Raw genomic sequence first — 15,520 nt, forward strand, 5'->3', positions numbered from 1 at the left:
TCGGCGCACCTTTCTCCGGGTCTTGCTGAGACCCGCTGGGTCTCGCTGGCAGGGGGTCAAGTGTCGCCCCATGCTCCTGCTGTGTCGAGTGACACCGTACGCCCCGGGGACCGGCCCGTACCGCCGGGGCGGGACAGAATGGGCCGCGATGAACACGGATGCGGACGACGGCTGGTCCCTGGTCGTACCCCTGAAGCCCCTGGTCCTGGCGAAGAGCCGGCTGGCCCCCGCCGCCGGGGAGCTGCTGCGGCCCCGTCTCGCCCTGGCCTTCGCCGAGGACACGGTGGCGGCGGCCCTGGACTGCCCGGAGGTCCGGGACGTGGTGGTGGTCACGGACGATCCGGCGGCCGGGCGTGCGCTGGCCGCGCTGGGGGCCCTGGTGGTGCCGGACGCACCGGCGGCGGGGCTCAACGCGGCGCTCGCGCACGGCGCCCGGGCGGTACGGGCACGGCGGCCGCACGCGCGCGTGGCGGCACTGAACGCGGATCTCCCGGCGCTGCGTCCGGCGGAGCTGGCCCGGGTCCTGGCGGCCGCCCGGCAATTCCCGAGGGCATTTCTCGCGGATGCCGCCGAAATCGGTACGACATTCCTCTCGGCGGCTCCGGGGGTGGAATTGGAACCGGCATTCGGTGGTGCGTCGCGGCTTCGGCATTTGTCTTCGGGCGCGGTGGAAATCACGCTGTCCGGGGTGGATTCCGTGCGCCGGGACGTGGACACCGGCGAGGATCTGGCGGCGGCGGGTTCGCTGGGTCTGGGCCCGCGGACGGCGGCCCGGCGTCCGGCCACGGCCGGATAGGCTGCGGCCCATGCAGGCGACCGCGTACACGTACGACCCCGAGACCCGCAGCGGCAGTGTGCTGCTCGACGACGGCACCCCGGTGGAGTTCGGGGCGGAGGCCTTCGACGCGGGCGGGCTGCGGCTGCTGCGTCCGGGGCAGCGGGTGCGGATCGAGACGGAGCCGGGCGCCCCGGGCGCCGCCCCGCGGATCACGCTGGTGACGCTGCAGACCTTCTGAGCGCCCTCCCCCGCCGTCGTACGGCCGTACGCGGCTCCGGGAACGCGCCGCGGGCCGGGCTCCCGTGGTGGGAGCCCGGCCCGGCGGACGCGCGGTGACCGTACTGTTTCCTGGCGGCCCTACTTCTTGGCGGCGGCCTTCTTGGCCGTGGCGGTCTTGCGCGCCGTGGTCTTCTTGGCGGGCGCCTTCTTCGCCACGGCCTTCTTCGCCGGGGCGGTCTTCTTGGCGGCCGTCTTCTTGGCCGCGGCGGCCGTGGTGGCCTTCTTGGCCGGGGTCGCCTTCTTGGCGGCGGCCTTCTTGGCCGTGGCGGTCGCCTTCTTCGCGGCCGCGGTGGTGGTCTTCTTGGCCGGGGTCGCCTTCTTGGCGGCCGTGGTCTTCTTGGCCGGCGTGGCCTTCTTGGCGGCGGCCTTCTTGGCCGTGGTGGCCTTCTTCGCCGCGGCCTTCTTCACGGTGGCGGAGGCGCCGCCGGTCAGGCTGCCCTTGGGGGCCTTCTTGACGGAGACCTCGCCGCCCTTGGGGAGCTTCTTCGAGCCGCTGACCAGGTCCTTGAAGCCCTGGCCCGCGCGGAAGCGCGGAACGGAGGTCTTCTTGACCCGCACGCGCTCGCCCGTCTGCGGGTTGCGGGCGTAGCGGGCCGGGCGGTCGACCTTCTCGAACGAGCCGAAGCCCGTGACCGAGACACGGTCGCCGGAGACCACGGCGCGCACGATGGCGTCGAGCACGTGGTCGACGGCTTCGGCGGCCTGCTGGCGACCGCCCAACTTGTCGGCAATCGCTTCTACGAGCTGCGCCTTGTTCACGTCTTCCCCTTCGGAGACTTTGCCGGAACGAAACTGTTCAAGCTTTTTCGCACGTTAGGCATGTATATACCGCAAATCAAACACGAAACGGTCTAATCACCCTAGTGCCGCAACGCGGAAGTGCCGTTGCGGAGTTCCTGGTGTCAGTCGTCTTCAGGGAATCGACCCTCGTCGAGGTCCTTCATCAACCGGTCCAGACGCGTCGCCGCGTCCGCGAGATCGTGCTTCGCCGCGGCCGTGACGACCAGCAGCTTCCGGGACAGCGCCATCCTTACGCCCTCCGGGACTTGCAGTGCGCGCACTCGGGAGTGCGCTTCTTTCAATCGGTCGGCGACTTCCTCGTAGAGCTTGAGTTGGTTGTCGCGTTCCATGCACCGATTGTGCCATCTAGGGCGAGTTGTCGCCCGACAGGGTCTCAACAAGCGACTGCGCCCCCCACCGGAGAGTGGGGGGCGCAGTCGTGGAAAAGCGCTGCTCAGGCCGTAATTGTACGGGGCTTGAAGGACGGCCTGGCCGTCTCGTAGGCCGCGATGTCGGCTTCGTTCTGAAGGGTGAGGCTGATGTCGTCGAGGCCGTTCAGGAGCCGCCAGCGGGCGTTCTCGTCGAGCTCGAAGTCGGCGTCGATCCCGGCCGCCAGGACCTTGCGGGCCTCCAGGTCGACGGTGATCTCGGCGGTCGGGTCGGCCTCGGTCAGCGCCCAGAGGGCGTCGACCGTCTCCTGCGGGAGGACGACCGTCAGCAGACCGTTCTTCAGCGAGTTGCCGCGGAAGATGTCGGCGAAGCGGGCCGAGATGACGGTCTTGAAGCCGTAGTTCTGCAGCGCCCAGACGGCGTGCTCGCGGGAGGAGCCGGTGCCGAAGTCGGGGCCGGCGACCAGGACCGTGGCGCCCTGCCGCTCGGGGCGGTTGAGGACGAACTCGGAGTCCTTGCGCCAGGCCTCGAAGAGGCCGTCCTCGAAGCCGTCGCGGGTGACCTTCTTCAGCCAGTGCGCGGGGATGATCTGGTCGGTGTCGACGTTGCTGCGGCGCAGCGGGACGGCGCGGCCGGTGTGCGTGGTGAAGGCTTCCATGGTTCTCAGACCCCCGCGGTGGTGACGGTGTCGGACAGGTCGGCCGGGGAGGCCAGGTGGCCGAGGACAGCGGTGGCGGCGGCGACCTGGGGGGAGACCAGGTGGGTGCGGCCGCCCTTGCCCTGCCGGCCCTCGAAGTTGCGGTTGGAGGTGGACGCGGAGCGCTCGCCGGGGGCCAGCTGGTCGGGGTTCATGCCCAGGCACATGGAGCAGCCCGCGTGCCGCCATTCGGCGCCGGCGGCCTTGAAGACCTTGTCCAGGCCCTCCTCGACGGCCTGCAGGGCGACCCGGACGGAGCCGGGGACGACCAGCATGCGGACGCCGTCGGCGACCTGGCGGCCCTCCAGGAGGGAGGCGGCGTTGCGCAGGTCCTCGATGCGGCCGTTGGTGCAGGAGCCTACGAAGACGGTGTCGACCTTGATGTCGCGCAGCGGCTGCCCGGCGGTCAACCCCATGTACTCCAGGGCCTTTTCGGCGGCGAGGCGCTCCGAGGGGTCTTCGTACGAAGCCGGGTCGGGGACGTTCGCCGAAAGCGGGGCGCCCTGGCCGGGGTTGGTGCCCCAGGTGACGAACGGGGCCAGCTCGGCGGCCTCGATGACGACCTCGGCGTCGAAGACGGCGTCCTCGTCGGTCCTCAGGGTCTTCCAGTAGGCGACGGCGGCGTCCCAGTCCTCGCCCTCGGGGGCGTGGGGACGGCCCTTGAGGTAGGCGAAGGTGGTCTCGTCGGGGGCGATCATGCCCGCGCGGGCGCCGGCCTCGATGGACATGTTGCAGATGGTCATGCGGCCCTCCATCGAGAGTTTCTCGATGGCGGAGCCCCGGTACTCCAGGACGTAGCCCTGGCCGCCGCCGGTGCCGATCTTCGCGATGACGGCGAGGATCAGGTCCTTGGCGGTGACGTCGGCGGGCAGCTCGCCGTTCACGGTGATGGCCATGGTCTTCGGGCGGGCCATGGGCAGCGTCTGGGTGGCCAGGACGTGCTCGACCTGGCTGGTGCCGATGCCGAACGCCAGGCCGCCGAAGGCGCCGTGGGTGGAGGTGTGGGAGTCGCCGCAGACCACGGTCATGCCGGGCTGGGTCAGGCCCAGCTGCGGTCCCACCACGTGGACGACGCCCTGCTCGACGTCGCCGAGCGGGTGGAGCCGTACCCCGAACTCGGCGCAGTTCTTGCGCAGGGTCTCCAGCTGGGCGCGGGAGACCGGGTCGGCGATCGGCTTGTCGATGTCGAGGGTGGGGGTGTTGTGGTCCTCGGTGGCGAGGGTGAGGTCGAGGCGCCGCACCTGCCGCCCGTTCTGGCGGAGGCCGTCGAAGGCCTGGGGGCTGGTCACCTCGTGCAGCAGGTGAAGATCGATGAAGAGGAGGTCGGGCTCGCCCTCGGCGCGCCGGACGACATGGTCGTCCCAGACCTTCTCCGCGAGTGTCCTACCCATCGCTTTCCCTCCGGCCGGCGGCTGCGCCGACACCACTAGAGACCGTTGCGCGGTCCGTTGTGCGGCCGCCCCACCAGAGTGACAAGTTCCTCGGGAAATTGAACTTGCGTTTCACAGAGTGAGACGCGAATATCGTTGCATGGACAACTCTAGCGGCGTAGGCGTTCTCGACAAGGCAGCCCTTGTCCTGAGCGCCCTGGAGTCCGGTCCGGCCACCCTCGCAGGACTGGTCGCGGCGACGGGACTCGCACGACCCACGGCCCACCGACTGGCCGTGGCATTGGAACACCACCGGATGGTGGCCCGCGACATGCAGGGCCGTTTCATTCTCGGCCCGCGGCTCGCGGAGCTCGCGGCGGCGGCCGGCGAGGACCGGCTCCTCGCGACGGCCGGTCCGGTGCTCACGCATCTGCGGGACGTGACCGGGGAGAGCGCGCAGCTCTACCGGCGCCAGGGCGACATGCGGATCTGCGTGGCGGCGGCCGAGCGGCTGTCCGGCCTGCGGGACACCGTCCCGGTGGGCTCGACGCTGACCATGAAGGCCGGCTCGTCGGCGCAGATCCTGATGGCCTGGGAGGAGCCCGAGCGGCTGCACCGCGGTCTCCAGGGCGCCCGTTTCACGGCGACGGCCCTGTCGGGCGTACGGCGCCGCGGCTGGGCCCAGTCGATCGGTGAGCGGGAGCCGGGCGTCGCGTCCGTCTCCGCGCCCGTGAGGGGCCCGTCGAACCGCGTGGTGGCCGCCGTGTCGGTCTCGGGTCCGATCGAGCGCCTGACGCGTCACCCGGGCCGTATGCACGCCCAGGCGGTCATCGACGCCGCCGCCCGCCTCAGCGAGGCGCTCCGCCGCAACGGCTGATCTTCCTCTGTTCATCTGTACGTTCTCCGGCCCACCGCTCCAACGCCGCAGCGGTGGGCCGGAGTTGTGCGCGCCGTGCCGGAACAGCGAAGAAGCCCTCCCCCGAAGGGAAGGGCTTCTTCGATCGCGTACCCCCGACCGGATTCGAACCGGCGCTACCGCCTTGAGAGGGCGGCGTGCTAGGCCGCTACACAACGGGGGCTTTGGATCATGCGGGCGTTTCCGCCGCAGATCCGAGCTGGTCTACCAGGACTCGAACCTAGACTAACTGAACCAGAATCAGTCGTGCTGCCAATTACACCATAGACCAATACGTGGTTAGACCAGCGTCGTACCCCCGACCGGATTCGAACCGGCGCTACCGCCTTGAGAGGGCGGCGTGCTAGGCCGCTACACAACGGGGGCCCTAGCGATCCTGCATCGGCGTCACCGGGAGCTACCCAGGTGACCCCGCGGGAAGGATCTGTACCCCCGACCGGATTCGAACCGGCGCTACCGCCTTGAGAGGGCGGCGTGCTAGGCCGCTACACAACGGGGGCTCGTGGATGCCAATCCACTGGTTTGCAGATGAGCTCTGCGAGCTGGCCTACCTGGACTCGAACCAAGACTAACTGAACCAGAATCAGTCGTGCTGCCAATTACACCATAGGCCACCGGGGCAACTTCCCCGTGCGGGGGATCTTGCTCGGCTTGCGCTTTCCGGGTTCTTGCCTTTCGGCTTGCTCCCCTCGGCGCAGGAAGAACATTACCCGAAGGTGGACGGTGCTCCAAAACGGGTATCCCCGCGGAGCAGCGGAGGGAGCTGGTGGAGGTCGGTGATCCGCCGCAGGCCGGGCTGTCCGCCGGTGTCGGCGCGGTCCAGCCAGATGCCGTGGAGCCCCGCCTCCTCGGCGCCGAGCGCGTCGATGTCGGGGCGGTCCCCCACGTACGCCACCTCGTGCGGGGCGAGGCCGAGCGCCGCGCAGGCGGCGTGGAAGGCCTCGGCGGACGGCTTGGCGGCGCCCAGCTCGGCGGCGCACAGGACGGCCTCGAAGTGGTCGCGGACGCCGAGGGCGCGCAGCTTGGGCTCCTGGGCGTGGAGGCTGGAGTTCGACAGGACGGCCTGCCGGTACTCGGCGGCGAGCAGGTCGAGGACGGGCAGGGCGTCGGGGAAGAGCTCCCAGGCGGCCTCGTAGTGGGCCACGTACCGGTCGAACCAGGCGTCGGTCTCGGCGTCGGCCAGCTCCTGCCGGTCCAGGAAGTCGCGGACCCGCCAGCGGCGCTGCTGCCGCCAGTCGCCGAGCCCGTCCTCGTACCGCCGCCAGTGGAGCTCGGTGAGCTCCTTCCAGAGCCGCAGGGCGTCCTCGACGGAGCCGTGCAGGCCGCTCAGCCCCTCGGCGGCCAGGTGGGCACGCATGCCGGCGCGGTCGGCACCCGCGTAGTCGAAGATCGTGTCGTCCACGTCCCAGAGGACGGCCCGGATGGTCATGGAACCGACCGTACGCCCCGGAGGGCCGGGCCGGGAGGGGATCTCTGGATCTTGGTACGCCGACGGGGGCGGCGCCCGGAGGGTGTTCCGGGTGCCGCCCCCGTGGTCGTACGGGTGGCGCGGTTACGCGGCGAGCTTCGCCAGGGCCGCGTCGATGCGGGTCAGGGTCTTCTCCTTGCCCAGGATCTCCAGGGACTCGAAGAGGGGGAGGCCGACGGTGCGGCCGGTGACGGCGACGCGGACCGGGGCCTGGGCCTTGCCGAGCTTGAGGCCGTGGGCCTCGCCGGCGGCGAGGACGGCGCTCTTGAGCGACTCGGGGTCGTTCCAGTCGGCCGACTCCAGCTTCTCGCGGGCGGTGGTGAGGAGGGCCGCGGGCTCGCCCTTCATCGCCTTGTCCCAGGAGGGCTGGTCGAAGACCGGCTCGGGCAGGAAGAGGAAGTCGACGTTGGCCGTGATCTCGGAGAGGACGGTCAGGCGGGTCTGGGCGTGCGGGGCGATCCGCTCCCAGGCCGCGCGGTCGAAGTCCTCGGGCGCCCAGGGGGCGTGCGGGGCGCGCAGCCAGGGCTCGCAGGCCTCGGCGAAGGCCTTCACGTCCAGCATGCGGATGTGGTCCGCGTTGATGGACTCGGCCTTCTTGAGGTCGAAGCGGGCCGGGTTGGCGTTGACGTCCGCGATGTCGAACTTCGCCACCATCTCGGGGATGGTGAAGATGTCCTGGTCGGCGGAGAAGGACCAGCCGAGCAGGGACAGGTAGTTCAGGAGGCCCTCGGGGAGGAAGCCGCGCTCCCGGTAGAGGTTGAGGCTCGCCTGGGGGTCGCGCTTGGAGAGCTTCTTGTTGCCCTCGCCCATGACGTACGGCAGGTGGCCGAAGGCGGGGATCTCCTTGGCGACGCCCAGCTCGATCAGCGCCTTGTAGAGGGCGATCTGGCGGGGGGTGGAGGAGAGCAGGTCCTCGCCGCGCAGGACGTGGGTGATCTCCATCAGGGCGTCGTCGACCGGGTTGACGAGGGTGTAGAGCGGGGCGCCGTTGGCCCGGAGGATGCCGTAGTCCGGCACGTTCTCCGGGGTGAAGGTGAGCTCGCCGCGGACCAGGTCGGTGAAGGTGATCGGCTCGTCGGGCATCCGGAAGCGGACGATCGACGCGCGGCCCTCGGCCTCGTACGCGGACTTCTGCTCCAGGGTGAGGTCGCGGCAGTGGCCGTCGTAGCCGGACGGGCGGCCGGCGGCGCGGGCGGCCTCGCGGCGCTCGTCGAGCTCCTCGGTGGTGCAGTAGCAGGGGTACGCGTACCCGCCGGCGAGCAGCTTCTCCGCGACGTCCTTGTAGATGTCCATCCGCTGCGACTGGCGGTACGGGGCGTGCGGGCCGCCGATCTCCGGGCCCTCGTCCCAGTCGAGGCCGAGCCACTTGAGGGAGTCGAGCAGCTGCTCGTACGACTCCTCGGAGTCGCGGGCCGCGTCGGTGTCCTCGATGCGGAATACGAACTGGGCACCGCTGCCCTGGTTGTGCCGGGCGAAGGCCCAATTGAAGAGGGCGGTGCGGACCAGGCCCACATGGGGGTTGCCGGTCGGGGACGGACAGAAACGGACGCGGATCGCGTTAGCCACGCTTGATCACCCTGTTGGTGAGAGTGCCGATGCCTTCGATGGTGACGGCGACCTCGTCGCCGACGGTGAGGGGGCCGACCCCGGCGGGGGTGCCGGTGAGGATGACGTCGCCCGGGAGCAGCGTCATGGCCTCGGTGATGTGGACGACCAGGTCCTCGATGGAGCGGATCATGTCGCTCGTCCGACCGAGCTGGCGTTGTTCGCCGTTGACCGTGGCCTGGACGGTCAGGTCGCTCGGGTCGAGGTCGGTCTCCACCCAGGGGCCCAGCGGGCAACTCGTGTCGAAGCCCTTGGCGCGGGCCCACTGGGCCTCGCGCTTCTGGACGTCGCGGGCGGTCACGTCGTTGGCGCAGGTGTAGCCGAAGATCACGTCCTTGACGCGCTCCCGGGGCACCTCGCGGCACATGCGGCCGATCACCACGGCCAGTTCGGCCTCGTGGTGCAGCTCGCTGGAGAAGGAGGGGAACTCGATGGCGTCGCCGGGGCCGATGACCGAGGTGGTCGGCTTGAAGAAGACGACCGGGGCCTCGGGGACCTCGTTGCCGAGCTCCTTGGCGTGCTCCGCGTAGTTGCGGCTGACGGCCACGACCTTGTTGGGGAGCACCGGCGGCAGGAGCCGTACCTTGCTCAGCGGGACCTTGGTGCCGCTGAGCTCGAAGTCGGTGTACGGGATGCCCTTGATGATGTCGAGGACGAGGCCGCCGGACTCGACGGTCCCCTCGCCCTCGACCGCGCCGAAGGCGACATTGCCGTCGATGGAGAATCTGGCGATGCGCACGAGTGCTGTCGCCCCTCACTTGGTACTGGCTGGAGTCTGACGCTCCAGGCTAACGCGGCGCGGGGCGGCCGCCCGGCGGTTCTCGCCGGTGGCGGGCGGGTGGAGTGCCCGATCGGGCCTCGGCTCAGGCCTCGGCGAGGTAGGCCGGGACGTACGGCGCGGGGGCCTGCATCAGGACCGTGCGGCGCGGGTTGGCCGTCGAGCCGGGGAGCTCCGTCGCGTACTCGGGGGTGGCGCCGCGGCCGAGGGCGGCGGCGTCCGCGAGGTGGGCGAGGGTGGAACGGCGCGGGTTGGCCGTGGTGGCGGGCGTGGGTGCAGTCATCGCGCTGGCAGACCTTGTCCTGGGACGGGCGCCCGTGCGGGCGCGAGAATGGTGTAAAGCGTCAGGCTAAATCAAGGCGTTCCCTTCGAATACATGGCCAAGACATCGATTCCGGTGTGAGTTTGCTCACCACTGGGTGGATTTTCCGGGCATTACGGACGCGCATGTCAGGTCACGGAAAGGGACATTACGCCACTGAACCAGTCATTCCGCTCCTGATCATCGCGACTGGGACACACGGGGATGCCGGATCTTTGGTGCGGAAAAGTCCGAATCCTCCGTGATCATCTTCTACACCCCGTGATCTGGCGCGTACGGTTGGTCATCCCCCCTGCGGTACAGACCGCAGCCCTTGTTGGAGTTCCGGCACTGTGCTGGAATTCCACGCACCGCCGCGGGTTCGAGGCCGGCACGCAGGGGCGCAACGCAGCGCCGGCCGAGTGGCGGAGAAGGGGGATCTGCGCCGGTCACCGACGACCACCCGGGGCGCACCGATGCGTCCCGACGACGCCGACACCGTCCACTCCGGTTCCACCCGGAAGGACGCCTGGTCCAGAGGTTGCGACGCTAGTGCAGGGACGTTTCAAGAGGGATGGCACGGGCTCTGCCCAGGCCCGCAAGGGCCGCGCGGAGGCTCCGTCGGAGCAGGAACCGCGCGCCGGGGCCGACCGCGGCCCCGCGGCCCCGCACCCCACCCAGCAGGCGCCCGGCGCGGGCGGCCAGGGCAAGCCCCCGGCCAAGCCGCAGGCCAAGGGCAAGGGCAAGGGCAAGGGGTCGCGGCCGGACGGCGAGTCCGGCGAACAGTCCGGCGCGGCCGCCGCGCGCGGCGACAAGGGCACCACGCCCGCGACGCCCGAGAACGCGGTCGGCCCCCGAATAGCCCTGCGGAACTGGCGCATCTCCACCCGCCTGGTGGCCCTGCTGACCCTCCCCGTGGTCGCGGCCACCAGCCTCGGCGGCATCCGCATCAACGAGTCGCTCCAGGACATGCAGCAGCTCGACCACATGCAGCTGCTCACCAAGCTCACCCGTGAGGCGACCGACCTCGCGCAGGCACTCCAGGCCGAGCGCGACCTCTCCGCGGGCCCGCTCGCCAACGGCCGTCCGGTCAGCGACTACCAGGTCGCCAACCCGCGCCGCCGCACGGACCGCGCCTACGACGCCTTCCTCGACGCCACCCGGGCCATCCCGAACAGCGAGGACGACGAGGCGCTGCAGAGCATCCGCTCCAACGTCGGCACCATCGCCGCGCAGGTCATCGACCTCCACAACATCCGGACGAACGCCTACCAGAAGGGCGTCCAGCAGTCCGTGACGGTCGAGGCGTACAGCCGCCTCATCCGCTCGCTGCTCAGCCTCTCGCAGGACATGGCGCAGGCGACCAGCAGCCCCGAGATGATCAAGCGGACCCGCGCGCTCGCCGCGTTCTCGTCCGCCAAGGAGTACGCCTCCATCCAGCAGGCGATCATCGCGGGCGCCCTGCCGGCCAGCGACAAGACCGCCGGCCGGATCCAGCCCGGTGACCGCCTCTACGGCGAGGCCGCGCTCAAGAGTGAGAACAACGCCTTCAAGTCGTTCACGGCGATCTACGAGGGGACCGGCGGCGACGCCACCTCCCTCACCGACTCGCTGCACACCGGCAACCCGACGATCCTGGACGCCGAGAAGTACGCCGAGCGCGTGCTGGCCTCCGACGGCGCCATGCCGGGCGGCGTGCGCCGCGGTTACCTCAACTTCACCGACGAGTACGAGACGAAGATCGCGGCCATGGCCCGCATCGAGGAGCAGCTCCTCGGCGACATGGACACGATGGCCCGTGAGCTGCGCCAGGAGTCGCAGCGCGAGGCCATCATCAACGGTGCGCTGATCCTGCTCGTCCTCGGCGTCTCCCTCATCGGCGCCTTCGTCGTCGCCCGGTCCATGATCCGCTCGCTGCGCAGGCTCCAGGACACCGCCACCAAGGTCGCCCAGGAACGCCTGCCCGAGCTCGTCAAGCAGCTCTCCGAGTCCGACCCGCAGGACGTCGACACCTCCGTCGAGTCCGTCGGTGTGCACTCCCGGGACGAGATCGGCCAGGTGGCCGCGGCCTTCGACGACGTGCACCGCGAGGCCGTCCGCCTCGCCGCCGAGCAGGCCCTCCTCCGGGGCAACGTCAACGCGATGTTCACCAACCTCTCGCGCCGTTCGCAGGGCCTCATCCAGCGCCAGCTCTCGCTCATCTCCGAGCTGGAGTCCCGCGAGGCCGACCCGGACCAGCTCTCCTCGCTGTTCAAGCTCGACCACCTCGCGACCCGTATGCGCCGGAACGGCGAGAACCTCCTCGTCCTCGCCGGCGAGGAGCCGGGCCGCCGCTGGACCCGCCCGGTCCCGCTGGTCGACGTCCTGCGTGCCGCCGCCTCCGAGGTGGAGCAGTACGAGCGCATCGAACTGGCCGCGGTCCCGGCGACGGACGTCGCCGGCCGGGTCGTCAACGACCTCGTGCACCTCCTCGCCGAGCTGCTGGAGAACGCCACCTCGTTCTCCTCCCCGCAGACCAAGGTCCGGGTCACCGGTCACGCGCTGCCCGACGGCCGCGTGCTCGTCGAGATCCACGACACCGGCATCGGCCTCTCCCCCGAGGACCTCGCGGCGATCAACGAGCGGCTCGCCTCGCCGCCCACCGTGGACGTCTCCGTCTCCCGCCGCATGGGCCTCTTCGTGGTCGGCCGCCTGTCCCTGCGACACGGCATCCGCATCCAGCTGCGCCCCTCCGACTCGGGCGGCACCACCGCGCTCGTCATGCTCCCGGTCGACGTCGCCCAGGGCGGCCGCAAGCCGGCCCCCAAGTCGGGCCCCGGCTCCCAGGGCGCGGCCCCGCAGGGCGGCAACGCCCCCGGCGGCCGGCTCCCCGGCGGCCCCGGCGCGGGCGGCGGCCCCGGCTCGGCCGGCGGTCCCGGCGCGCTCGGCGGACCGGCCGCCGGTGGCCCCGGCGCCGGACGTCCGGGTCTCGGCGGCTCCCCGGCCCCGGCCGGCCGGCTCGGCGCGGGCCCCGGTGCCTCGCGTCCCCAGGTCGGCCCCGCCGGCGGAGCGCGCACCGCGCTGCCCGCCCGGGACGGCGCGCCGCAGGCCCCGGCCCCGCAGCAGCCCCAGCCGGCCGACGCGCAGCTGGAGCAGACCGGTCAGCTGCCGCAGCTCCCCCAGCCTCCGCAGCCCGGCCCGGGCGCGGGTCTCATCGGCGGCGCGGCCAGCGCCATCCCGTCCCGCACGGACGTGTGGGGCGGCAGCCCGCGCACCCCGCAGGCGCCTCAGTCCCCTCAGGCCCCGGAGCAGCAGGACCCGCTGGGTGCCCCGAACGGCTTCCCGCGCGCCGAGCTTCCCGGCGGCAACCCGCAGCCGCAGCGCCCGCAGGCCGCGAGCTGGGGCAGCGACCCGGCCCAGCAGCCGGTGCGCCGCCCGCAGCAGGACATGACGCCGCTCGACGCTCCGCGCGGCCACGAGGACCTGGAGACCACGGGCTCGTTCGCCGCGCCCGGCGCCCCGCAGGGCCCGGGTTCGACGGGCCAGTTCCCGCGGCCGGACTTCAACGCCCCGCAGGCGCCCGTGGCTCCGCAGGCGCCGATGGCCCCGCAGGTCCCGCAGTACCAGGACCCGGCGTCCACCGCGGCCTTCCCTCGGCCGGACTTCGAGGCCCCGCAGGCACCCCAGGCCCCCCAGGCCCCCCAGGCACCGCAGTACCAGGCCCAGCCGCCGTACGGCAGCCAGCCCTTCGTACCGCAGGCGCCCCTGGCCCCGCAGGTCCCGCAGAACCGGCAGGCCCCCCAGCCCGGCCTCCCGCAGCAGGGCTTCGCCCAGCCCGGTCAGCCGCAGCCCGGTCAGCACCAGCCCGGTCAGCAGCAGGCCGCCCCGCAGGCCGCCCAGCCGCGTCAGCAGCAGCCCGGTCAGCCGCAGCTCGGCCGGCCGCGTCGTCCGGAGGCCCTGCCGCCGGCGCCGGCCGCGGGCGACGGACGCACCCCGCTCTACGACACGCTGGAGACCAACTGGTTCCAGCAGGAGCAGGGGCAGCAGCAGGCCCCGGCCGCCCCGCAGGGCCGGCCGCAGCAGCAGCAGCAGCCGCAGCCGCAGGCGCCCGAGTTCGACCGGACCATGCAGACCCCGGTCGTCCCGCAGCCCGCCCCGGCGGCGCAGCGCCCGGCCCCCGGCCAGGCTCCCGACGGCGGACGGCCGGCCAACTGGCGGCCCTCGCCCAACGACGACCTGGTGCGCCAGGCCGAGCGGGCGCGCAAGCCCTCCGCCGGCGGGGTCACCACCTCCGGTCTTCCGCGCCGTGTGCCGAAGGCCAACCTCGTACCCGGGACCGCACAGGAGCAGGCCCACACGGCCGGCCCCCAGGTCTCGCGTGCACCCGACGACGTCCGCGGCCGACTCACCAATCTGCGCCGCGGTATCCAGCAGGGCCGACAGGCGGGCAACTCGACCACGGGTAGCTTCCACCTCGGTCCGAACCACCAGCAGGAGCGATAGTTGAGCGCGATGAGCCAGGCGGCGCAGAACCTGAACTGGTTGATCACCAACTTCGTGGACAACACCCCCGGGGTGTCCCACACGGTGGTGGTCTCCGCCGACGGCCTTCTGCTGGCCATGTCCGAAGGATTCCCCCGCGATCGTGCCGACCAGCTGGCGGCGGTCGCGTCCGGGCTCACCTCGCTGACCGCGGGCGCCTCCCGGATCTTCGAGGGCGGTCCCGTGGCACAGACCGTGGTGGAGATGGAGCGCGGCTTCCTCTTCCTCATGTCGGTCTCGGACGGTTCCTCGCTGGCCGTGCTCGCACACCCGGAGTGCGACATCGGCCTCGTGGGCTACGAGATGGCGCTGCTGGTCGACCGGGCCGGCAGCGTCCTCACCCCGGATCTCCGCGCGGAGCTCCAGGGCAGCCTGCTGCACTAGCGGTCCCCACCCGTCCGCGGCACCCCGCCTTCCCGCCGGGGCGGTACGACCCCACGCGTACCGCACCCGGCACCGTTCAATCGTCCGGCCGCCCCATCCGGCCCCCCACCGGCCCCATCAGACGGCAGAGGTCTTGCTGTCACGCCCGGAGGATTCATGACCCCGCCCCCCGCCTCTCACGATCCGTACGGTGGCTCGTCGCTGGACGACCCGTACGGTCACGAGGGCGACCAGCCGCTGGTCCGTCCGTACGCGATGACCGGCGGCCGGACCCGGCCGCGCTACCAGCTCGCCATCGAGGCGCTGGTCAGCACCACCGCCGACCCGGCGCACCTCGCCACGCTCCTGCCCGAGCACCAGCGCATCTGCCACCTGTGCCGTGAGGTCAAGTCGGTGGCCGAGGTGTCCGCCCTGCTGTCGATGCCGCTCGGCGTCGCCCGGATCCTCGTGGCCGACCTGGCCGAGGCGGGCATGGTGGCGATCCACCAGCCGGGCAACGGAGAAGCCGGCGGCACGCCGGACGTGACACTGCTCGAAAGGGTGCTCAGTGGACTTCGCAAGCTCTAACGGCGGCGCGGCCAGATCGACCACCAGCGCGAAGATCGTGGTGGCCGGTGGCTTCGGCGTGGGCAAGACCACGTTCGTGGGCGCCGTCTCGGAGATCAACCCGCTGCGCACCGAGGCCGTGATGACCGCGGCCTCCGCCGGGATCGACGACCTCACGCACACCGGCGGGAAGACCACCACCACGGTGGCGATGGACTTCGGCCGCATCACGCTGGACCAGGACCTGATCCTGTACCTGTTCGGCACCCCCGGTCAGGACCGCTTCTGGTTCATGTGGGACGACCTGGTGCGCGGTGCCATCGGCGCCGTCGTCCTCGTCGACACCCGCCGTCTGTCCGACTGCTTCCCGGCGGTCGACTACTTCGAGAACAGCGGCCTGCCGTTCGTCATCGCCCTCAACGGCTTCGACGGCGCCCAGCCGTACACGCCGGACGAGGTCCGCGAGGCGCTGCAGATCGGTCCCGACACCCCGATCATCACCACCGACGCCCGCCACCGCGCGGACGCCAAGAGCGCGCTCATCACCCTCGTCGAGCACGCCCTCATGGCCCGGCTCAAGTAGGTTTTCCGTCGGGGCAGTTGTCATATGCCGCCGCTCGGGGGCGGCCGGAGTCGATCTGTGGCCTTCGACACGACCCGCCCCGGGCTTCATAACATTTCGACAGAGAATTCGGGCGCCTCGGACA

Annotated in this window: 15 protein-coding genes and 5 tRNA genes; 7 read left to right on the forward strand and 13 right to left on the reverse strand. The window is 71.5% G+C overall.

Annotation, left to right across the window (positions count from 1 at the left end):
• Nucleotides 1-148: 148 nt before the first annotated feature.
• On the forward strand, nt 149-796 hold the full coding sequence (gene cofC / locus HHL19_RS06230; RefSeq protein ID WP_169086467.1) for a 2-phospho-L-lactate guanylyltransferase: 648 nt from the start codon (nt 149-151) through the stop codon (nt 794-796).
• Between the two features lie 10 nt (nt 797-806).
• Complete coding sequence (locus HHL19_RS06235; RefSeq protein WP_169086469.1) at nt 807-1,016, forward strand: hypothetical protein; 210 nt, start codon at nt 807-809, stop codon at nt 1,014-1,016.
• Between the two features lie 119 nt (nt 1,017-1,135).
• Here the strand turns inward: HHL19_RS06235 and HHL19_RS06240 are convergent, their stop codons facing one another.
• From HHL19_RS06240 to leuC, 4 genes are all read right to left on the reverse strand, one after another.
• The gene (locus HHL19_RS06240; RefSeq protein ID WP_169086471.1) at nt 1,136-1,816 is read right to left on the reverse strand and encodes an HU family DNA-binding protein; all 681 of its coding nucleotides are present in this window, start codon (nt 1,814-1,816) and stop codon (nt 1,136-1,138) included.
• 143 nt (nt 1,817-1,959) lie between these two features.
• Nucleotides 1,960-2,187: a hypothetical protein gene (locus HHL19_RS06245; RefSeq protein WP_030750706.1), complete on the reverse strand. Its 228-nt coding sequence runs from the start codon at nt 2,185-2,187 to the stop codon at nt 1,960-1,962.
• A 104-nt stretch (nt 2,188-2,291) separates the two neighbouring features.
• On the reverse strand, nt 2,292-2,885 hold the full coding sequence (gene leuD / locus HHL19_RS06250; protein WP_169086473.1) for a 3-isopropylmalate dehydratase small subunit: 594 nt from the start codon (nt 2,883-2,885) through the stop codon (nt 2,292-2,294).
• A gap of 5 nt (nt 2,886-2,890) precedes the next feature.
• Complete coding sequence (gene leuC, locus HHL19_RS06255) at nt 2,891-4,315, reverse strand: 3-isopropylmalate dehydratase large subunit (protein WP_169086475.1); 1,425 nt, start codon at nt 4,313-4,315, stop codon at nt 2,891-2,893.
• A gap of 139 nt (nt 4,316-4,454) precedes the next feature.
• On the opposite strand from leuC, the gene ndgR reads away from it, so the two are divergent.
• The gene (ndgR, locus tag HHL19_RS06260) at nt 4,455-5,171 is read left to right on the forward strand and encodes an IclR family transcriptional regulator NdgR (RefSeq protein ID WP_005311436.1); all 717 of its coding nucleotides are present in this window, start codon (nt 4,455-4,457) and stop codon (nt 5,169-5,171) included.
• Nucleotides 5,172-5,300: 129 nt separating this feature from the next.
• On the opposite strand, the gene HHL19_RS06265 is transcribed toward ndgR, so the two are convergent.
• The 9 genes from HHL19_RS06265 to HHL19_RS06305 all read right to left on the reverse strand — a co-directional run bounded on the left by HHL19_RS06265 (nt 5,301) and on the right by HHL19_RS06305 (nt 9,344).
• A tRNA-Glu gene (locus tag HHL19_RS06265) sits at nt 5,301-5,373 on the reverse strand.
• A 36-nt stretch (nt 5,374-5,409) separates the two neighbouring features.
• Nucleotides 5,410-5,481: transfer RNA gene (locus HHL19_RS06270), tRNA-Gln, on the reverse strand.
• A 22-nt stretch (nt 5,482-5,503) separates the two neighbouring features.
• Nucleotides 5,504-5,576, reverse strand: a tRNA-Glu gene (locus HHL19_RS06275).
• 61 nt (nt 5,577-5,637) lie between these two features.
• A tRNA-Glu gene (locus HHL19_RS06280) sits at nt 5,638-5,710 on the reverse strand.
• 42 nt (nt 5,711-5,752) lie between these two features.
• Nucleotides 5,753-5,824 (reverse strand) — tRNA-Gln (locus HHL19_RS06285).
• A 92-nt stretch (nt 5,825-5,916) separates the two neighbouring features.
• Nucleotides 5,917-6,639, reverse strand: coding sequence for an HAD family hydrolase (locus tag HHL19_RS06290; RefSeq protein ID WP_169086477.1), 723 nt, complete (start codon nt 6,637-6,639; stop codon nt 5,917-5,919).
• 123 nt (nt 6,640-6,762) lie between these two features.
• Entirely contained in the window at nt 6,763-8,244 is a 1,482-nt protein-coding gene (gltX, locus tag HHL19_RS06295; protein WP_169086479.1) for a glutamate--tRNA ligase, read from the reverse strand.
• Entirely contained in the window at nt 8,237-9,022 is a 786-nt protein-coding gene (locus HHL19_RS06300; RefSeq protein ID WP_169086482.1) for a fumarylacetoacetate hydrolase family protein, read from the reverse strand. Before HHL19_RS06300 ends, gltX begins: the two co-directional genes overlap by 8 nt.
• A 124-nt stretch (nt 9,023-9,146) precedes the next feature.
• Entirely contained in the window at nt 9,147-9,344 is a 198-nt protein-coding gene (locus HHL19_RS06305; protein ID WP_169086484.1) for a hypothetical protein, read from the reverse strand.
• A gap of 570 nt (nt 9,345-9,914) precedes the next feature.
• On the opposite strand from HHL19_RS06305, the gene HHL19_RS06310 reads away from it, so the two are divergent.
• From HHL19_RS06310 to HHL19_RS06325, 4 genes are all read left to right on the forward strand, one after another.
• The gene (locus HHL19_RS06310) at nt 9,915-13,844 is read left to right on the forward strand and encodes a sensor histidine kinase (RefSeq protein WP_169086486.1); all 3,930 of its coding nucleotides are present in this window, start codon (nt 9,915-9,917) and stop codon (nt 13,842-13,844) included.
• Between the two features lie 9 nt (nt 13,845-13,853).
• The gene (locus tag HHL19_RS06315; protein ID WP_030496942.1) at nt 13,854-14,267 is read left to right on the forward strand and encodes a roadblock/LC7 domain-containing protein; all 414 of its coding nucleotides are present in this window, start codon (nt 13,854-13,856) and stop codon (nt 14,265-14,267) included.
• A 156-nt stretch (nt 14,268-14,423) separates the two neighbouring features.
• Entirely contained in the window at nt 14,424-14,834 is a 411-nt protein-coding gene (locus HHL19_RS06320; protein WP_031013914.1) for a DUF742 domain-containing protein, read from the forward strand.
• Nucleotides 14,815-15,396, forward strand: a complete 582-nt coding sequence (locus HHL19_RS06325) for an ATP/GTP-binding protein (protein WP_169086488.1) — start codon at nt 14,815-14,817, stop codon at nt 15,394-15,396. The genes HHL19_RS06320 and HHL19_RS06325 overlap by 20 nt, the downstream gene beginning before the upstream one ends.
• The last annotated feature ends 124 nt before the right edge of the window (nt 15,397-15,520 follow it).

The organism is Streptomyces sp. R302, assembly GCF_012927245.1.
Taxonomy (GTDB): Bacteria; Actinomycetota; Actinomycetes; order Streptomycetales; family Streptomycetaceae; genus Streptomyces.

What these genes read in the sequence shown, in the direction of transcription:
- cofC (WP_169086467.1), top strand. Translation starts at nt 149, where the DNA reads ATGAACACGGATGCGGACGACGGCTGGTCCCTGGTCGTACCCCTGAAG.
- HHL19_RS06235 (WP_169086469.1), top strand. Translation starts at nt 807, where the DNA reads ATGCAGGCGACCGCGTACACGTACGACCCCGAGACCCGCAGCGGCAGT.
- HHL19_RS06245 (WP_030750706.1), bottom strand. Translation starts at nt 2,187, where the DNA reads ATGGAACGCGACAACCAACTCAAGCTCTACGAGGAAGTCGCCGACCGA.
- leuD (WP_169086473.1), bottom strand. Translation starts at nt 2,885, where the DNA reads ATGGAAGCCTTCACCACGCACACCGGCCGCGCCGTCCCGCTGCGCCGC.
- leuC (WP_169086475.1), bottom strand. Translation starts at nt 4,315, where the DNA reads ATGGGTAGGACACTCGCGGAGAAGGTCTGGGACGACCATGTCGTCCGG.
- ndgR (WP_005311436.1), top strand. Translation starts at nt 4,455, where the DNA reads ATGGACAACTCTAGCGGCGTAGGCGTTCTCGACAAGGCAGCCCTTGTC.
- HHL19_RS06290 (WP_169086477.1), bottom strand. Translation starts at nt 6,639, where the DNA reads ATGACCATCCGGGCCGTCCTCTGGGACGTGGACGACACGATCTTCGAC.
- HHL19_RS06305 (WP_169086484.1), bottom strand. Translation starts at nt 9,344, where the DNA reads ATGACTGCACCCACGCCCGCCACCACGGCCAACCCGCGCCGTTCCACC.
- HHL19_RS06315 (WP_030496942.1), top strand. Translation starts at nt 13,854, where the DNA reads ATGAGCCAGGCGGCGCAGAACCTGAACTGGTTGATCACCAACTTCGTG.
- HHL19_RS06320 (WP_031013914.1), top strand. Translation starts at nt 14,424, where the DNA reads ATGACCCCGCCCCCCGCCTCTCACGATCCGTACGGTGGCTCGTCGCTG.